Here is a 16,788-nt window from a genome sequence, read left to right as displayed (position 1 = left end):
TACATAAACATCCCCCATCACAACTCTATGCCAGCGATGGGAGCAACCCTCTGATATGACAGCAGCACCAACAACGCAGCCTTTGGCAATAGCAGCCCGTGACGCCTCTTCATCACAAACCTGGAATATCAATGGATGCATCACACTGAGCACCATGATCAATAGCAAGCCTAGTCATACACGCAGTGAGTAAAAGCATCGTTATCAATCTAAGCTTCATCACGCAGGATCAGCAGAAAAACGCCGATAACGTGGCACATCAGCGAATGCCTCCGTCATACGATCAATTGATAAACGCATCGCGATGTTTGCCCTGCTTGTTGGGAACATCATTCATCCATGCTTACTGCTCACAATCCAGCAGCCAAATATTGAATCACGTCAACCGCGGAACCATCCATGGCTTGGCGGTATCCAGTTCCAGCCCAAAGATGCAACACATCGGCATCTCCCGCACTCGCCGCCGCCTGTCGTAGCGGACGGGTCAGATGATGTATCGCCGGATATCCCAACGGAGCCGACGCATGATAGCGATTAACAAACCCATTACGCAGCGTTCGGGCAGGACGACCAGTAAACGCGTGAGTGATTACTGTCTCCGTATACGCAGGGTTCGCCAAAGCGTCCTTATGCACCTGCGTCGCCCCTGACTCCTTGGTACGCAGCAGCAGCGTGCCGATCGCAACCGCAGCAGCACCTGCTTGCAACAACGCGCGGACCATCACGGGGCCATCCACACCACCTGCCGCAATCACCGGCAAGCTGCTCACAGCACACACGCGACGTACTAAGCTGACCGTCTTCAATGGGGTGAATGGACGCCCAGGATCATACGTCGCGCTGTGCCCTCCAGCATCGGGGCCCTGCACAACCAATCCATCAACACCCGCTTCCATCGCTGCCTGCGCCTCCGCAGGTAAGGTGACACTTGCCAGCACCCGGCTTCCAGCACATCGGAGCGCGGCAATGTCCCGCACTGCGGGCAATCCAAAAGTAAACGACACAACCGGCACCGGATCGTTCAGTAACAACGCCAGCTTATCCGGCCAGCCATCATCATCACCCATCACCGGTAGCGGATCGAGACGAAGCCCATACGGCAGAGCTTCAGACTGTAGTTTGGCTGCGTAGATTCTGAATGCCTCCGCATCCACCATGTCCGGCGAGGGAACGAACAGATTGACCCCAAAATTACCGCCACTCGCTCGTAACACAGCGATCTCAGTCGCAAGCGCCTCGACGGATTTATACCCGCCGGCAAGGAATGGGAAGCCTCCGACACCACTCACGGCCTGCGCCAGAGCAACAGTGGTTGGCCCACCGGCCATCGGTGCAGCAACAATCGGCAACAAACAATCAAAAAGGTTGGAATTGATCTTCACGCCTGCATCTCAATCTATTAAAAGCATTGTCCCAATGTCCGAAGACATGACTCTACGATATTAGAAATATGCACTTTAGAATTCACCTGCCCAGCAATAGCCCTATCCCCCATATCATGACTGGATGACTATCAATAGCTGCTGCGGGTGAATCGCAATGCAGCGTATGACACAGGCAACATTGCAATGATGGGTGTCCTGGAGCAGTGCCCAACTCATACCTCATTGTGTTTTTCCACGAGGCATCTTCTGGAAAATAATCGCACACACGTCTTACACGGCGTTTATAACAAGGTGATGTGAAATATTTGCACCATCCGCGCCGAAAGTTTCAACGCACGTTTACATGTCCGCCGATGACAAAAACACATCAGTCAGTGAAGCAAACACGACATAAGCACTGGAAAACGTATTTTTACCTGTGGAGATTGAACACACATGCTTCAAACAGTCTCACACGTCGTGAACTGTATGGCATTTGCGGCACAGCTTATGATTATCTCAACGTGTTGAGCAGCGCTGTGAACTCGGTGTAATGACACCCTTAGTAGCAATGGAGCAATGGAGCAATGGAGCAATGGAGCAATGGTTCCAACACCCTATATGCATGCATCACGCTGCTACACCCATGCTAACAATGATCATGTTGTACCCAGATTAAAAAGGTTCAAGCGCTTACATTGCGCTATGTGCGACGCAGCATCAGGCACTGTCTGAGTAATTAGACACTGTATAAGGATGGTATTCACATTAAAGCACCTGGATAGACGGCCATCCCAAACGATTATGTTTGAGTTATTTGATCCATAGCTCTGATTATCGGAGGAGTAGTCCCGAGGCTTTCAACTACAACACATGACCTATGGATGACATCCGTTATTTTTGGCTATGAAAAAATTTAAATTTCACAAGGACCTTACATCAATGAATCTCCGTCAAACTATGTCTCCCATGATAGGGTTTATCATTTGATCGCTGGGCGACACTAAGGTTTCTAAAACCAGCCGCACTTATGCGCGCCGTTTCTCAACTTAAATTTGCTTAGGAGCCGACATGTCTCAGCGCATCCTCTCCATTTGTACTCTCATCCTGGCGCTATTACTCATTGCCACTCATGCCAAAGCAAACATGCAACCGACCTGTAGTGCATGGGTTGCACCTGGCCAAGATCTACAGCAAGCCATTGATACGTTACGCAGCGATGCGCATCCAGCGGTACTGTGTCTAAATAAGGGCGAGTACCGGGTAGACAAGTTACTGCATATTGGCCGCGATGGAGTACACATACGTGGCAGTGGTCCAAATACGGTGATTCGTCTCAATAAAGATGTACAACAACCATTGATCGTGATTGGTGACTATCAGAATCAGCAACCTGCGAAACAGATTGGCGATGTAGTGATCGAACGTATGCACTTGATCGGCACGACCAATGTCGAACACGAATTCATGCCAGAAAGGCCATATTTGAGTAACAGCGTTGTGGTATTACGTGCTGCACACAATGTCAGTCTTTTAGATCTCAAAGTCAGCCAGTGCCGCAGTGCCTGTCTGCTCAGTGAGTACGACAGCCACAGGCTGAATATCGAACGTAACGATGTGTCCGGCGCAACCTGGGATGGAGTGTCATTCAATCGCAGTACTCATGTCCGTTTGGTCAATAACGTGATTCACGACAACGTTGCTGCTGGGATCACCACGGAGCATCTGGAAGACAGTGAGATCCGCGGAAATCGCTTGGAACGCAACGGCAGTCAAGGGTTATACCTGGCAGACGCACGCCGCAATGTATTCAAACACAACCAGTTCATCAGCAATAAAAAATCCGGTGTGTTGCTCACCTGCTCAATCCGCTACCGCACCCCGGAGGTGTTGTGCTGGGATAACAGTATGAGTCAGGCGAATGTGTTCGAGTACAACATATTTCAGAAAAGCCCTTATATTTACACGATTGGGGTAGACCGCGCCGCCAACTGCAAAGGATCGGATTTTGAGCCGAATATGTGGCGCAATAACAAGGCCGATACATCCGGCTTCAACCCGCCACCCGATGTTTACGGCACCTGTGTACAGACGCAATAGAAGCAGCGTGACCCCAAGGCTGGGTGAGGTACTACAGGCTCCAATCTACCGCGTTCACTACAGCAGTGCTTGTTGATGAACCCCGCTGACTGCACGACCGGATGGGTCAGCCATTGTGGCAAAGCTGGCATCCCAGGCAATCGCCGCCGGTGAAGAACAGGCGATTGATTTACCGCCCGGTACCGTCTCAGCCGCCGCCGGGCTTGGGAAGAAGCGCTCAAATATGCTGCGGTAGTAATAGGCTTCTTTGGTCTGGGGAGGATTCACCTGGAAACGTGTCTCGGCAGTTGCCAGCGCATGGTCAGACACTTGCGTTTCAGCGTGTGCTTTCAGTCCGTCGATCCAACCGTAGCCAACACCATCACTGAACTGCTCCTTCTGTCGCCACAGGATTGATGGCGGCAAATAGCCGTCAAACGCTGCACGCAGGATGCCTTTCTCCATCCGTTGTGGGCCGTTGCTGGTCTTGTCGACCATCTTATGCTGCGCATCCATCCGCATAGCCACATCGAGAAATTCACGGTCCAAAAACGGCACGCGCGGCTCGACACCCCACGCCATCATCGCTTTGTTGGCGCGCAAGCAGTCGTAGTAATACAGGGCGTTGAGCTTACGGACCAATTCTTCGTGGAACTCGCGTGCGTTCGGCGCTTTGTGGAAGTACAGGTAACCGCCAAAAATTTCATCGCTGCCTTCACCTGACAACACCATCTTCACTCCCATCGCCTTAATGCGACGTGCCAGCAGGAACATTGGTGTGGATGCGCGAATCGTCGTGACATCGTAAGTTTCAATGTGACGAATCACTTCAGGTAAAACATCCAGCCCCTCCTGGAAGGTGTACTCGAAACCATGGTGGACGGTATTCAACGCCTCAGCAGCCACGTTCGCCGCACTCAAATCTGGCGAGTCTTTCAGTCCAATCGCAAATGAGTGCAGACGTGGCCACCATGCTTCGCTCTGATCATTGGTTTCGATGCGATGGCGTGCGTAGCGTGCGGCCACCGCAGCCACCAGGGAAGAATCCAATCCACCAGACAGCAGTACACCGTATGGAACATCGGTCATGAGTTGACGATGGACGGCCCGCTCGAAGGCTTCACGCAGTTCCTGTAGTGAGACCTGCACTCCTTCCACTGCAGAATAGTTTTTCCAGGGGCGTTCGTAATACTTCACCAGCGTGCCCGTTGTGGTGTCGTACCAATGGCCGGGTGGGAATTGTGCAACATCGGGGCAATGCTCAACCAATGCTTTCATCTCTGACGCGACGCGTAAGCGACCATCCTGATCGTGCCCCCAGTACAGCGGCACCACGCCCATTGGATCGCGTGCGATGAGGCCACGTCCGGTGGTCTTGTCCCATAATGCGAATGCAAAAATTCCATTTAAGCGATTCAGAAACGAGGTTGGAGTTTCTTCGCGGTAAAGCGCATTAATCACTTCGCAATCAGAATGAGTTTGGAACGCATAGGGCTGCTGCAATGTTCCTTTGAGTACAGCGTGGTTATAGATTTCGCCGTTGACCGCCAACGCCAGGGTGCCATCCTCGGAGAACAGTGGCTGGGCACCGCCGGCTGGATCGACGATAGCAAGACGTTCGTGCACCAGAATCGCACCCACATCAACGTAAACGCCGCTCCAATCGGGTCCGCGATGCCGTTGCCGTTGCGAGCACTCCAATGCTTGGTGACGCAGTATCTGTAGGTTGTCACTGGGTTGCAGGTTGAAGATTCCAAAAATGGAACACATCGAAAGCACTCCTGAATATGCGTTTGTTTGGCGATTTGCAATGATGAATCGCCAAGTGCGAGGTGGTGGAACTGAGAAACTCTAGATCACAAAAACAACATCAAATCATGCGGCTGCGTTGCTCCGGTGGACGTTGCTTGGTTCGCATGGTCGTCATCCCACATAGAGGACGCATGATGATTGGTATACGCAAGCCACAAGAGAAGCATTGCTACCAACGCTGTTGAAAGTGCGGCCATGCAGGGTGCAACGCTCACCTGAGGACACGTAGTCTGCCATCGTTGCAGTGCAATGAAGACGCGAGAAGCTGGGCAAAGATACTCTGCTTGCCTCTGTTTGGCTTACACCATTCTTTTTTCTGAAAGAACGCTCGCCGATAGAATACCTGAGCGATTTGAGGATCAATGTTCAGCAAGCAACCGCTCAATTAGCAACTGGTACAGGTCTGGCAGGGCCTCCAAGTCGGACAGGCACACATGCTCATCAACCTGGTGAATGCTGGCGTTGACCGGTCCAACCTCAATACATTGCGCACCCAGTGGCGCAATAAAACGCGCATCGGACGTGCCGCCACCCGTGCTTTCTTCCGGAGGGGCGCCGGAAAAACGTTCTAATACTTCACGTGCGATGCGACGTAATTTTCCTTCCGGGGTATAGAACGGCTCACCGCTACGATGCCAGTGCAAGGTATAGTCCAGCCCGTGTTGATCGAGTAATGCGACGATCTCACTCTCCAAGCGCGGGGCGCTCCAATGCGGGTTGTAACGCAGATTGAAGGCAACCTCCAGTGCACCAGGAATCACGTTGTTGGCGCCGGTTCCAGCGTGGATATTGCTGATCTGCAAGCTGGTTGACGGGAAGGATTCATAACCGTCATCCCAATGCCGCGCCGTCAATGCAGCGAACGCAGGTAAGGCGAGGTGAATGGGGTTGCGTGCTTGATGGGGATAGGCAACATGTCCCTGGACGCCCTTCACGTGAAGCGTTGCCGACAAACTGCCACGACGGCCGACCCGCAGCAGGTCACCCAGTCGTTTGCTCGAAGACGGTTCACCAGTCAAGCACCAATCAATACCCTGACCACGCTGGCGTAACGTCTCGGCCACCTTACGGACACCATCTATTGCTTGGCCCTCTTCATCAGAGGTCAGTAAGATCGCCAATGTGCCTGGATGCTGGGGATACGCAGCCAGGAAACGCTCGGCGGCAATGACGAATGCGGCTACACTTCCTTTCATGTCAGCAGCACCGCGTCCGTACAGGATGCCGTTGCGCATATCTGGCATGAACGGGTCGGAGGTCCATGCTTCAACTGGACCGGGAGGTACCACATCAGTGTGACCAAGCAACACCAGCACTGGCGCACCTCGACCATGCGTAGCCCACAGGTTGCTGACCGCAGCATAGCGCAGGTGTTCACAGATGAAGCCTGCACGCTCCAAGCGCTTTGCAATCATTTCCTGGCAACCGGCATCATCCGGTGTCATTGAGGGTCTGGAAATCAGATCGCAGGCAAGATCAAGGACATCGCTCATGGGAACAAGAAGTTGGAGTGGCAAACGGATAGCTTACGCTTTAAACATGAAATTTCTTTTGGGATATTTGTGAAACCCCTGACTGAATCAAAAAAATTCCCTCTTAAGTATTACTCAAGAGAAAGCAGCACATAACCACCGAATGGAATCATTCCTCAATCGATCCCAAAACGCTTCTTGAATCCATTGTCGCTAAACCCTTGACTGAAGATGCCATCACTGGTTAGGACCACAGGCCGCCGGATCAAATGTGGATATTCCCGCAGCAACAGTTTCCATTCTGCTTCGCTACAGGGTGTTTTGCGATTGCTCGGTAACTGGCGCCATGTGGTTGAAGATTTGTTAATGAGCGCGTCGAAGCTGCCGGCCTCTTTTGACCATGTAACCAACGTCTCCGGTGACGGTATATTCTCACAGTAGTCAACAAAAACGTAAGCGATGCTGAAGCGATCCAGCCATTTATTCGCCTTCTTGCAGGTATCGCAGTTTTTCAATCCATAAAGTGTGGTCATATGTATTATTCCAATCAATCTGCCAAACCACGCAGAAGCTCGTTGATACTGGTCTTGGCACGTGTTTTTTCGTCCACCTGCTTGACAATCACCGCGCAGTACAGGGAGTGCGTCCCATCCTTTGCTGGAAGCTGGCCAGACACCACAACGCTGTAAGGCGGCACATAACCGTAACTGATTTCGCCAGTGGCACGGTTGTAGATCCGGGTACTTTGGCTAATGAACACACCCATGCCAATCACACTGTGATGACCCACGATCACACCCTCCACCACTTCCGAACGGGCACCAATGAAGCAATGGTCTTCGATGATGGCGGGGCTGGCTTGCAATGGTTCGAGTACGCCACCAATCGCCGCACCGCCAGAAAGATGGCAGTGGGCGCCAAGCTGTGCACAGGAACCAACGGTTGCCCAGGTGTCAATCATGGTGCCTTCACCCACATAAGCACCAATGTTGGTGAAGCTTGGCATCAGCACGACATCTTTACCAAAGTAGCTACCACGTCGTGCAATCGCACCTGGGACGACACGCACTCCGGCAGCGCGGAATTTCACTGCATCGTAACCAGAGAAGCGTGATTCAACTTTGTCCCAGAAGGGAGCGGGTTGAGCATCAACGATCGTGGTGTCATGGACACGGAAGTACAGCAATACGGCTTTCTTCAGCCACTCGTTAACCTTCCAGCCACCGTGATTATCCGGCTCAGCAACACGAAACGCGCCAGTTTCCAGGCCGTCGATCACTCTGTTAACGGTTGGGCGGATTGAATCTTCGATCTCTTCCACGGTCAGTGTGGAGTAACGGGCGAAGGCATCTTCAATCGCACTAACAAGTGTCTTATCCACAACAGGAGGGGATGCCTTGTTATCCACCTGTTGCGGTGGGGTTTCCTTAAGGTGGGGTTGGGTTGTCATAGAGGCTCCTGGCTAAAATGTGAGATGTGGAGGCCACCCAGCAGTGCATCATGCAAGTGCTGCTACGGGGAGGATGCGAATGATGTAGGGACGTGTTCGTCAGTGATGGGCACTGATCCTCAGCACGCTCACCGAAGGTGACGATACACGCATCATGCACACATCACTCATCGCAGGGTGCATCAACGTGTTGCAGCAAGTAATCACTGATCCGAGGTACGGTCGATGTGCTGCGATAGAAGCATTGCATTATCTTTTCCACGTGCAGGGATCGCGATGCCTCACTAATGGATTGCAATTATCGAAACGCAAACGCGCTTGTCTGCATCATACAGCCGCGCTAACTCATTGTTTTGAAAAATTCACGTGCTGGCCCGATGCGTTCAACTGCCATGGGCATCTCAAAAACACGCCTTGGTGCTGGTTTAGCAACCAGTGTAGGTGCCGCAATCGGCGCCAAAGCAGTGTTGCCTGGTGTACAACAGTAACCAAGCTCTGACGAATGAACGGGGCAATGCGACACACACGTGGCAGTGGTAGACGATCAATGCTGCCTTGGTCAAAACGGCACGCTCACTGGAGATCAATCTCAACCGACTCTTGCCAAGCAGATCGCTCAACCACCATCACCGTCTGCCACAAACGCGGGCACGTGGAACAGCAGGTAGGTTTATGTACTGCCGATGTCGTTAGGCGATAGGGTCAACACATCCACGCCGTCTTCAGTGACTGCAATCATATGTTCCCACTGCGCTGACAGTTTGCGATCCTTGGTAACCACGGTCCAGCCATCGGGCAATACCTTATGGTGGCGGGTTCCTTCATTGATCATTGGCTCGATCGTGAAGGTCATTCCTGATTCCAGCACCAGTCCCTCGCCAGGACGGCCGTAATGTAGTACCTGCGGATTGTCGTGGTAGACCTTGCCGATACCGTGACCACAGTATTCGCGGACAACGCTAAAGCGTTCGTTTTCGGCGTAGGTTTGAATGGCGTGGCCAATGTCACCAAGCGTCGCACCAGGTTTAACGGCACGGATGCCACGCCACATTGCCTCGTAAGTGGTTTCCACGAGTCGGCGCGCCATCACCGAGGGGTTACCGACGTAATACATGCGACTTGTATCGCCATGCCAACCGTCCTTGATGACAGTCACGTCGATATTGATGATGTCGCCGTCTTTCAGGACCTTGGCATCGCTAGGAATACCATGGCAAATGACATTATTGACCGAAGTGCATATCGTCTTAGGAAAGCCGCGATAGCCAAGGTTAGCCGGAATCGCGCCCTGTACCGTCACAATATAGTTGTGGCAGATCTGGTCGAGTTCTGCGGTAGTCACACCCGGCTTCACGTATGGCGCGACCACATCAAGCACCGTAGCAGCCAAGCGGCCAGCGATGCGCATTTGTTCAATCTCTTCTTTGGTTTTCAGGTTAACAGCCACCATGGGATTATCGCCGATCCTGAATCTAAAGGTTTTCTCTGACTAGTTATTCGTTACAACGATGGGGTGCCCTGAAACGATCAAAATGCAAAAACTATCCAGCACGACAAAAACAAATCGCTTATATCGACGTGGAGATGTGTCATTGAGTGCGATATAGGAATTCGTTTTTCAATGCTAGGAACACACATTGCATCTTGTCACTTGATAAACGATGGGGGAACTCCGCCAATTTGAATCGGAGTAAACCCACGCCAGCCGAAGCGACACCGGCTGAGACATGTAACTCCGGAGACACCAATCCGCTCCGCAGGGAGCAACGCTCCTCCCATAAGGACACCCTAAATCGCTGAATGAACGATTTACGCGTAAGAAACGGCTGCAGGTGATGTAAAGGGAGCTGCATTTCCGCCCCCCCAACAAGATTTAACCTGCTTTGGCAGTGACTGTTTTGCGGGCCAGCTTCTCATGGGCGGTAGCAGCCAAGTCTTCTTTGATGCGGGCGGCTTTGCCTTCCAAACCACGCAAGTAATAAAGCTTAGCGGCACGCACTTTACCGCGACGCTTGATTTCTATCGATTCAATGATGGGACTATGGGTCTGGAACACACGCTCGACACCATAACCATGAGAGATCTTACGTACCGTGAAAGCGGAATTAAGACCTGCATTCTTGGTGGCAATAACCACGCCTTCGTAAGCTTGCAAGCGCTCTCTGTTACCTTCTTTCACTTTAACGTTGACAACGATAGTGTCACCCTGGCTGAACTGCGGCACTTGGCGGGTGATCTGGGCAGATTCAAACTCTGCAATAATAGACTTATTCAGCTTACTCATGGATGCACGGATATACGTTCGTAGGTGTACGTGTCATTACGTACGACGGGTTCAGGTGGGTTGATGTAGCCACCGGGTTGTACCACATGATTACATCAGCTCGCAGACCAATGAAAACAAAAAACGCGATGTCTGCGTAAGGGAGCCGGATCTTAGCATAATGGCTATGCTCCACGCCAAGAGGCTGACGCTTTTCGATCCGTATCCATAGGATGTGTGCGCTTAATCTCATCAAGCAGTAAGCGATCAGCTTTCGACAGTCTCGCTTCATCTATTAGGTCTGGTCGCCGCAACCAAGTGCGCAACAGCGACTGCTGGCGACGCCAACGCGTGATCGCAACATGGTTACCTGAGCGTAATACTTCGGGAACATTCCCAAAAGCATGATTGGATGGATGAGTGTAGTGGGGATAATCAAACAGGCTATCGGCTGCTTCAAAGCTGTCCTGTTTGGCTGACTCAGCGTCGTTCAATACCCCCTCCTGTAACCGGGTGACTGCGTCGACAACCACAGCCGCTCCCAATTCACCGCCAGACAACACATAGTCGCCAATTGACAACTCCATGTTTACTTCATGGGCGATAAAACGCTCGTCAATCCCTTCGTATCGCCCGCATAGCAATATCATGCGCGGCAGCATCGCCAGCTTCCTCGCGCGGGACTGGTTCAGCAGGACACCTTGCGGACTGAGATAAATCAAGGGCGCTGGTTGAGGATCTGCTGCCCGTACTGCTTCAAGGCAGGCACGCAGTGGCTCGATCAGCATCACCATCCCTGGACCACCACCGAACGGACGATCATCGACACGCCGGTAATTTCCTTGAGCATAGTCGCGTGGATTCCAGTTGTGTAAATCAAGCAAACCACGTTCCTGTGCTCTACCGATCACGCCAAACCCGACAGACTGTTTAATGAACTCGGGGAACAAGCTGATAACGTCAATACGCATGCAAGCGGGATATCTGAAACCGGATTGGATGAGGGATGCTGTGGTGAAACAGTATCCGGCAAGACGGGACAGAACTGGCCTGATCATGGACGCCATCACGCATCCACGATCAGAACTCAGGATCCCAATCGACAACAATACGCTCAGCCTCAAAATCAACCGACTTCACGTAATCAGGCTGTACAAACGGGATCAAGCGCTCGCGCTCGCCATGGATGACTATCACATCATTGGCGCCGTTGGAAAACAGATGGGAAACGCTACCGAGAACCACACCTTCAAGGGTGTGTACTTGCAGCCCTTCCAAATCGACCCAGTAATACTCGTCGGGGTGAGGTGGAGGCAAGGCGCTGCGTGGCACATAGATTTCCGTACCACAGATCGCTTCGACTCCATTACGATCATTGATGCCAGGAAAGGTTGCAATCAAACGCTTGCCAGTCTCGTAGCCACGGGCACCATTCAACATGGACTCGGTACCCGTAGGAGAACGTAATAACCACGGCTGGTAACGGAAGATCGCATCCCGTGGCTCAGTCCAAGACTCTATCTTGATTTCACCACGCAACCCGAAACCACCTACAACCCTTCCTAGCAGGATACGGCGCTCATTATCTTTCATCAGTGCGGTATCCAGGTTGGATCAGGAGACCCAATCCCATTCATTAGGCCGCAGTCGCCTGGGTTTTGCTGACTTCCTTAAGCAAGCTACGCACCTTGTCCGTCAGTTGGGCACCGTTTCTGACCCAATGCTCGACACGAGCCATATTCAATACCACGCGCGATTCAGCGCCCTGTGCCACTGGGTTATAGTGGCCAACGCGCTCAATGTTACGACCGTCGCGTTTGTTACGCGAATCAGTAACGATGATCTGGTAAAAGGGGCGCTTCTTGGCACCACCACGAGTCAGACGAATCTTGACCATAGTATTAATTTCCTGATATTGCCCAGTCGCCAGGATGGCGAGGTAAGTGTGGAATTGTAACGGCCTACCCTCTCTGGATTCCACATCCTTTTCTACAGGACAAAGACGCCGGTCTTACGATAAAACCGCGAAATGGGATGATTTTGCAGACTGAAGGGATAGCACACTCCTTCTCTCACAGCAACCCCATAGGCAATTGTGTTGCTCCCTACAACTTAATGTGCCGCTCTACTATTACCGATATTGAACAACTGAAACTCCCGGATATGCGCCGCATCTGCACTGGAAAGAATATTTAGACGGACGCGGGAAGCAGTCAGTGACCCAAAATGATCAATCTTCATCTTGCCGATTGCTTGCGCTTGAGCAACGCGTACCCACTTGCCTTTCTGCCACACTTCAATCGCATACTTCTGTACCAACTGACCATCATTGAGCCACTCCATGGTGAGCGAAGTGTCAAATGTGATGGGTTGCTTGAAATGCAGTTCAAGCATTGCGCTGTGAGAACCGTGCGGCGCACTCCAAAACGTATCTACATCACCATCCACCGCTGCAACGATGGCTTGGTGATTTTTCAGATGCACAGGGACCAAATTCTTTCCAGCACCGTAACACGCCTGAATCGCTACCCCCATTGCCTGTAATCGTTTGACATCTGCTTCTGGCAGCAGTCCTCGCGTGTCTGGCGCAATCCCCAAGACCAATTGACCACCGCGGCCCACACTCTTCTCCCAGATCGCAAGCAACTCATCTACGCTTTTTAGAGTGCGCTCGTTGTTTGGATGCCAAAACCACTCCAACCTGTGCAATGGGGTATCGACTTCTACTGGGCGCCAACGCAAATCACCGTGGCGATCAATGACATTCCAGTTCTCCCCTTCGATAACACCGGCCTCATTACCAACCCAGCGGATGTCACCATATTTGAATAATGCCGTGTCGGCAAAAACCATCGTATTAGGCTGGTAGGTACGCAACTGTTCCAGATATTTATCAAAATCGTATTCATGGCCTGCGCTGCCGGCACCGTCCAACCACCATTCGGTAAGTGGGCCATAGTGCGATGCCAGTTCAACAAGTTGCGCCGCGTAAAACTGATTGTAGGCATCAACATTGGCATACTTCGGCTCATGACGATCCCACGGCGAAAGGTAGATTCCGAACCCCATCCCTTGCTGACGCACCGCTGCAGCGGTCAACTTCACCACATCGCCTTTGCCTCCCATCCACGGGCTATTTTTCACCGAATACTCGCTCTGCGCCGTTGGCCATAGCGCAAAACCATCGTGGTGCTTAGCGACCAAGATCAGATACTTGGCTCCAGCCGCCTTCGCTGCCCGCGCCCACTGACCAGGATCAACGTGCATCGGATTGAACACCTTGGGACTCGCACTACCATCGCCCCACTCCTGATCAAGCCAAGTATTAGGATTGAAATGGACGATGACACCAAATTCAAGATCCTGCCACGCTATCTGCTGGGGTGATGGCTTCATCACGGCAACGTTTTGGGCAATCGCAACTGGACATATCAAAGCAGCCAAACAAAATCCGATCAGCACGCGTAACGAAGCAAACAGGGAGCTTTGTGTCATAGGAGTGTGAGATGTCCAGGCAGTGATTAATCACAAAAGCTCCTAAAATATAGCGTTTCACATGACTCACTGATGAGCGCAGCAAAGCGTCCTTTCACTTGAGCGTATTGCCTGCACTTGGCGTAGATTATCTGGTGTGATCGTATTGGTTCAGCGCGTGATACGTGCCTAACGGTATCCCTGTATACCTCGCCAAACAGAAGCAAGGCTCCCTAAGCGCGTCTGAAAACTGCATGGATCGCATGGAATCTGACCTACGTTGAATGGATGACTTTGCCATCCTGATCAGTGTTTTTCTCAGAGCCATATGATTCGAGCCAATGGCTCAAATGAGCTCGAATACGCATGAGTTAACATTTTTGAACGCAGCAACCAAGCCGCGCTCACTTCTCGACAGAGATCATTGATGGCAAATGAGGATTGATCTGCACCAATGTGCGCGCAACAGCACCACGGCCGTTAGCAACTAACGCCAACCCAGCCTGGGCCATCTGGCTACGCTTGCTTGGATCTGCCAGTAGATGTTCCAACATCGCGCCGACCGCTTCAGCATCGGCACAGATTTCCAACGCTTGAGCACCCTTCATGCGCCGCGAGATTTCGGAGAAATTGTGCAAATACGGCCCAGTCACTGTAGCGGTACCAACAGCGGCTGGCTCCAGCAAATTATGGCCTCCGATTGGCTGCAAACTGCCACCAACAAAAGCAACCTGAGCACAACCGTAAAATGCACTCAGCTCACCAAGGGTATCAATGACAAACACGTCGGTTGTCACATCTGGCCACGTGTGTTGCTTGCGCGTACTGACACGCCAACCGTGTTCGTATGCCAGCCCTTCAACCTTATGAAAACGCTCCGGGTGCCGTGGTGCCCACAACAGCAACAAATTCGGGATACGACGTAGTAAGCGCGTGTGGATGTCGATGATCGCAGCCTCCTCGCCTTCATGCGTACTGGCCGCAATCCACACCGGACGCGCCATCGGAACACACCTGCGAAACGCAGCCATGAAAACATCAAGATCCTGTGGTGTGGGGATATCGAACTTCAAATTACCTAATGCAACCACTTGATCGGGACGCGCACCCAGACGCAAAAAGCGCAGTGCATCCTCTTGCGATTGCGCCGCCACACACACCACAGAACGTAACGCACGCCTGATGAGCGGCTTGAGCAAACGATAACCACGCAACGAACGTACCGACAGCCGTGCATTGAGGATATACACAGGAATGCCATGACTGCGGCAACCGAACAGCAAATTCGGCCACAGCTCCGTTTCCAAAATCAGCGCTAATTGCGGACGAAAATAGCGCAGAAAACGTTCCACACTGCCGGGCACATCGTATGGCAAATACACATGCTCCAATGAATCCCCCCAGAGGGCACGCACCCGCTCAGATCCTGTGGGGGTAATGGTGGTGATGACCCAACGGATATCCGGCCGTTGTTGGCGCAACGCATTCACCAACGAGGCAGCAGCATTGACCTCACCGACCGAAACAGCATGTAACCACACCTGAGGACGGGCATACGCTGCTGGATATGAAGCATAGCGTTCATTCCATCGGTTGAAATATTGACGGACCCGGAAACCGCGCCAGACCAAGTGGTAAATGGTAAAGGGCAGTAATAAATACAACAGCGCCGAATATAGTGCGCGCAACAGCCATTCAATCGGGTCTTTCCGCATGCATACCAGGATACGGAACCCGATGACCGCATGCATCTATCAGAGAACATACTCAAGCCGATCCCATAGAATTACGCTATGTCAGATTCTACAAACGTGACTCCCCGTCCATCCCTACTGAAACCAGCACACTGGCCAATGTATGTAGCACTGTGCGGAATGGTCCTAGCCGCACGCCTGCCTTGGGGACTACAGCGCCGTCTGGGCCGGGTGATTGGAGCAATGGCGCTGCGCCTTGTCGGGACGCGCCGGTGCGCCGCGGAGATTAATCTACAGCTGTGCTTTCCAACACACAATGAGGCGTGGCGGAAAAAGCTGTTGCACGAGAATTTTGACGCCTTAGGCGTGGGCTTGTTCGAATTTGCACGCGCCTGGTGGGGAAGCATCGACGTGATCCGTGCAGGCATACATGTGGAAGGGCTAGAACACCTACGCCAACTGCAACGCGAAGGCCGCGGCGTACTGCTTGTCTCCGGGCACTTCATGACATTAGAGATATGCGGACGGCTGCTCTGCGACTACGTGCCATTGGCCGGCATGTACCGGCGCCATCGCAACCCAGTATTGGAATGGGCGATCAAACGTGGACGGTTACGCTACGCCACCCAGATGTTTGCCAACGAGGAGTTGCGTGCAACGATCAAGCACCTGAAATGTGGTGGCTTCCTGTGGTATGCACCAGACCAAGACATGCGGGGCAAAGAGACCGTGTTTGCACCCTTCTTTGGGATGCCTGCAGCCACGATCACCGCAACGCATCAACTCGCCCGACTCACGGGCTGCGCGGTGGTACCTTACTTTCATCGCCGCCAAGGAGGGAACTATGTGTTGAAGATCGCACCACCGTTGGCAGATTTCCCATCCAAAGACCTCGCTGCTGACACCGCACGCATTAATCAAGTAATTGAAACGATGATAGACGAGGCTCCGGATCAGTACTTATGGATTCATCGCCGTTTTAAGCGACAACCAGAGGGACACAGCCGCTTCTACAACTAAGTGTATGGTGGTGATGGCCATGCTTGGAGCATGGATCAACATCTATTCCTTGCCGATCCCTTGAGCAGGCTGGCGCATCACCGATATTCACTACGACACGGTGACGCAACAGTGCAAATATGATCGACCTCCACGGTATCGCTTGACTGCCAATGCCATC

14 protein-coding genes are annotated in these 16,788 nt (G+C 52.3%); 2 read left to right on the top strand and 12 right to left on the bottom strand.

The annotated features are described in order from the left end of the window. Nucleotides 1-350: 350 nt before the first annotated feature. Entirely contained in the window at nucleotides 351-1,382 is a 1,032-nt protein-coding gene (locus F7G16_RS00460; protein ID WP_011097498.1) for an NAD(P)H-dependent flavin oxidoreductase, read from the bottom strand. A 1,053-nt stretch (nucleotides 1,383-2,435) separates the two neighbouring features. Between F7G16_RS00460 and F7G16_RS00455 the strand changes: the two genes are divergently transcribed. Continuing rightward, nucleotides 2,436-3,464: a right-handed parallel beta-helix repeat-containing protein gene (locus tag F7G16_RS00455; RefSeq protein ID WP_004087619.1), complete on the top strand. Its 1,029-nt coding sequence runs from the start codon at nucleotides 2,436-2,438 to the stop codon at nucleotides 3,462-3,464. A gap of 57 nt (nucleotides 3,465-3,521) precedes the next feature. On the opposite strand, the gene asnB is transcribed toward F7G16_RS00455, so the two are convergent. The 11 genes from asnB to waaA all read right to left on the bottom strand — a co-directional run bounded on the left by asnB (nucleotide 3,522) and on the right by waaA (nucleotide 15,629). Next, entirely contained in the window at nucleotides 3,522-5,213 is a 1,692-nt protein-coding gene (asnB, locus tag F7G16_RS00450) for an asparagine synthase B (protein WP_004087620.1), read from the bottom strand. A 401-nt stretch (nucleotides 5,214-5,614) separates the two neighbouring features. Then, a complete protein-coding gene (dapE, locus tag F7G16_RS00445; protein ID WP_004087622.1) occupies nucleotides 5,615-6,748 on the bottom strand; it encodes a succinyl-diaminopimelate desuccinylase in 1,134 nt (377 codons plus the stop codon). A gap of 155 nt (nucleotides 6,749-6,903) precedes the next feature. Beyond that, the gene (locus F7G16_RS00440) at nucleotides 6,904-7,260 is read right to left on the bottom strand and encodes a Spx/MgsR family RNA polymerase-binding regulatory protein (protein WP_004087624.1); all 357 of its coding nucleotides are present in this window, start codon (nucleotides 7,258-7,260) and stop codon (nucleotides 6,904-6,906) included. Nucleotides 7,261-7,274: 14 nt separating this feature from the next. Beyond that, complete coding sequence (dapD, locus tag F7G16_RS00435; protein ID WP_004087631.1) at nucleotides 7,275-8,177, bottom strand: 2,3,4,5-tetrahydropyridine-2,6-dicarboxylate N-succinyltransferase; 903 nt, start codon at nucleotides 8,175-8,177, stop codon at nucleotides 7,275-7,277. Nucleotides 8,178-8,847: 670 nt separating this feature from the next. After that, the gene (map, locus tag F7G16_RS00430) at nucleotides 8,848-9,624 is read right to left on the bottom strand and encodes a type I methionyl aminopeptidase (protein WP_038232779.1); all 777 of its coding nucleotides are present in this window, start codon (nucleotides 9,622-9,624) and stop codon (nucleotides 8,848-8,850) included. A 426-nt stretch (nucleotides 9,625-10,050) separates the two neighbouring features. Beyond that, on the bottom strand, nucleotides 10,051-10,461 hold the full coding sequence (gene rplS, locus F7G16_RS00425; protein WP_004085540.1) for a 50S ribosomal protein L19: 411 nt from the start codon (nucleotides 10,459-10,461) through the stop codon (nucleotides 10,051-10,053). Between the two features lie 164 nt (nucleotides 10,462-10,625). After that, complete coding sequence (gene trmD / locus F7G16_RS00420; RefSeq protein WP_004087639.1) at nucleotides 10,626-11,411, bottom strand: tRNA (guanosine(37)-N1)-methyltransferase TrmD; 786 nt, start codon at nucleotides 11,409-11,411, stop codon at nucleotides 10,626-10,628. A 109-nt stretch (nucleotides 11,412-11,520) separates the two neighbouring features. Continuing rightward, nucleotides 11,521-12,033 (bottom strand): ribosome maturation factor RimM, encoded by a 513-nt coding sequence (gene rimM, locus F7G16_RS00415; protein WP_004087641.1) that lies wholly within the window; start codon nucleotides 12,031-12,033, stop codon nucleotides 11,521-11,523. A 43-nt stretch (nucleotides 12,034-12,076) separates the two neighbouring features. After that, nucleotides 12,077-12,337: a 30S ribosomal protein S16 gene (gene rpsP, locus F7G16_RS00410; protein WP_004087643.1), complete on the bottom strand. Its 261-nt coding sequence runs from the start codon at nucleotides 12,335-12,337 to the stop codon at nucleotides 12,077-12,079. Between the two features lie 215 nt (nucleotides 12,338-12,552). Beyond that, entirely contained in the window at nucleotides 12,553-13,935 is a 1,383-nt protein-coding gene (locus F7G16_RS00405; protein WP_004087646.1) for an alpha-L-fucosidase, read from the bottom strand. Between the two features lie 383 nt (nucleotides 13,936-14,318). Continuing rightward, nucleotides 14,319-15,629, bottom strand: coding sequence for a lipid IV(A) 3-deoxy-D-manno-octulosonic acid transferase (gene waaA / locus F7G16_RS00400; RefSeq protein ID WP_011097494.1), 1,311 nt, complete (start codon nucleotides 15,627-15,629; stop codon nucleotides 14,319-14,321). A gap of 78 nt (nucleotides 15,630-15,707) precedes the next feature. Between waaA and F7G16_RS00395 the strand changes: the two genes are divergently transcribed. Beyond that, entirely contained in the window at nucleotides 15,708-16,628 is a 921-nt protein-coding gene (locus tag F7G16_RS00395) for an LpxL/LpxP family Kdo(2)-lipid IV(A) lauroyl/palmitoleoyl acyltransferase (RefSeq protein WP_004087650.1), read from the top strand. Nucleotides 16,629-16,788 lie beyond the last annotated feature (160 nt).

It is taken from the genome of Xylella fastidiosa (assembly GCF_011801475.1).
Lineage (GTDB): Bacteria > Pseudomonadota > Gammaproteobacteria > Xanthomonadales > Xanthomonadaceae > Xylella > Xylella fastidiosa.
This window is presented reverse-complemented; position numbering and strand designations above follow the sequence as displayed.

Bases quoted from the DNA above. Each gene is read 5' to 3' on its own strand.
- F7G16_RS00455 (WP_004087619.1), top strand. From the start codon at position 2,436: ATGTCTCAGCGCATCCTCTCCATTTGTACTCTCATCCTGGCGCTATTA.
- asnB (WP_004087620.1), bottom strand. From the start codon at position 5,213: ATGTGTTCCATTTTTGGAATCTTCAACCTGCAACCCAGTGACAACCTA.
- dapE (WP_004087622.1), bottom strand. From the start codon at position 6,748: ATGAGCGATGTCCTTGATCTTGCCTGCGATCTGATTTCCAGACCCTCA.
- F7G16_RS00440 (WP_004087624.1), bottom strand. From the start codon at position 7,260: ATGACCACACTTTATGGATTGAAAAACTGCGATACCTGCAAGAAGGCG.
- dapD (WP_004087631.1), bottom strand. From the start codon at position 8,177: ATGACAACCCAACCCCACCTTAAGGAAACCCCACCGCAACAGGTGGAT.
- rplS (WP_004085540.1), bottom strand. From the start codon at position 10,461: ATGAGTAAGCTGAATAAGTCTATTATTGCAGAGTTTGAATCTGCCCAG.
- trmD (WP_004087639.1), bottom strand. From the start codon at position 11,411: ATGCGTATTGACGTTATCAGCTTGTTCCCCGAGTTCATTAAACAGTCT.
- rimM (WP_004087641.1), bottom strand. From the start codon at position 12,033: ATGAAAGATAATGAGCGCCGTATCCTGCTAGGAAGGGTTGTAGGTGGT.
- rpsP (WP_004087643.1), bottom strand. From the start codon at position 12,337: ATGGTCAAGATTCGTCTGACTCGTGGTGGTGCCAAGAAGCGCCCCTTT.
- F7G16_RS00405 (WP_004087646.1), bottom strand. From the start codon at position 13,935: ATGACACAAAGCTCCCTGTTTGCTTCGTTACGCGTGCTGATCGGATTT.
- waaA (WP_011097494.1), bottom strand. From the start codon at position 15,629: ATGCGGAAAGACCCGATTGAATGGCTGTTGCGCGCACTATATTCGGCG.
- F7G16_RS00395 (WP_004087650.1), top strand. From the start codon at position 15,708: ATGTCAGATTCTACAAACGTGACTCCCCGTCCATCCCTACTGAAACCA.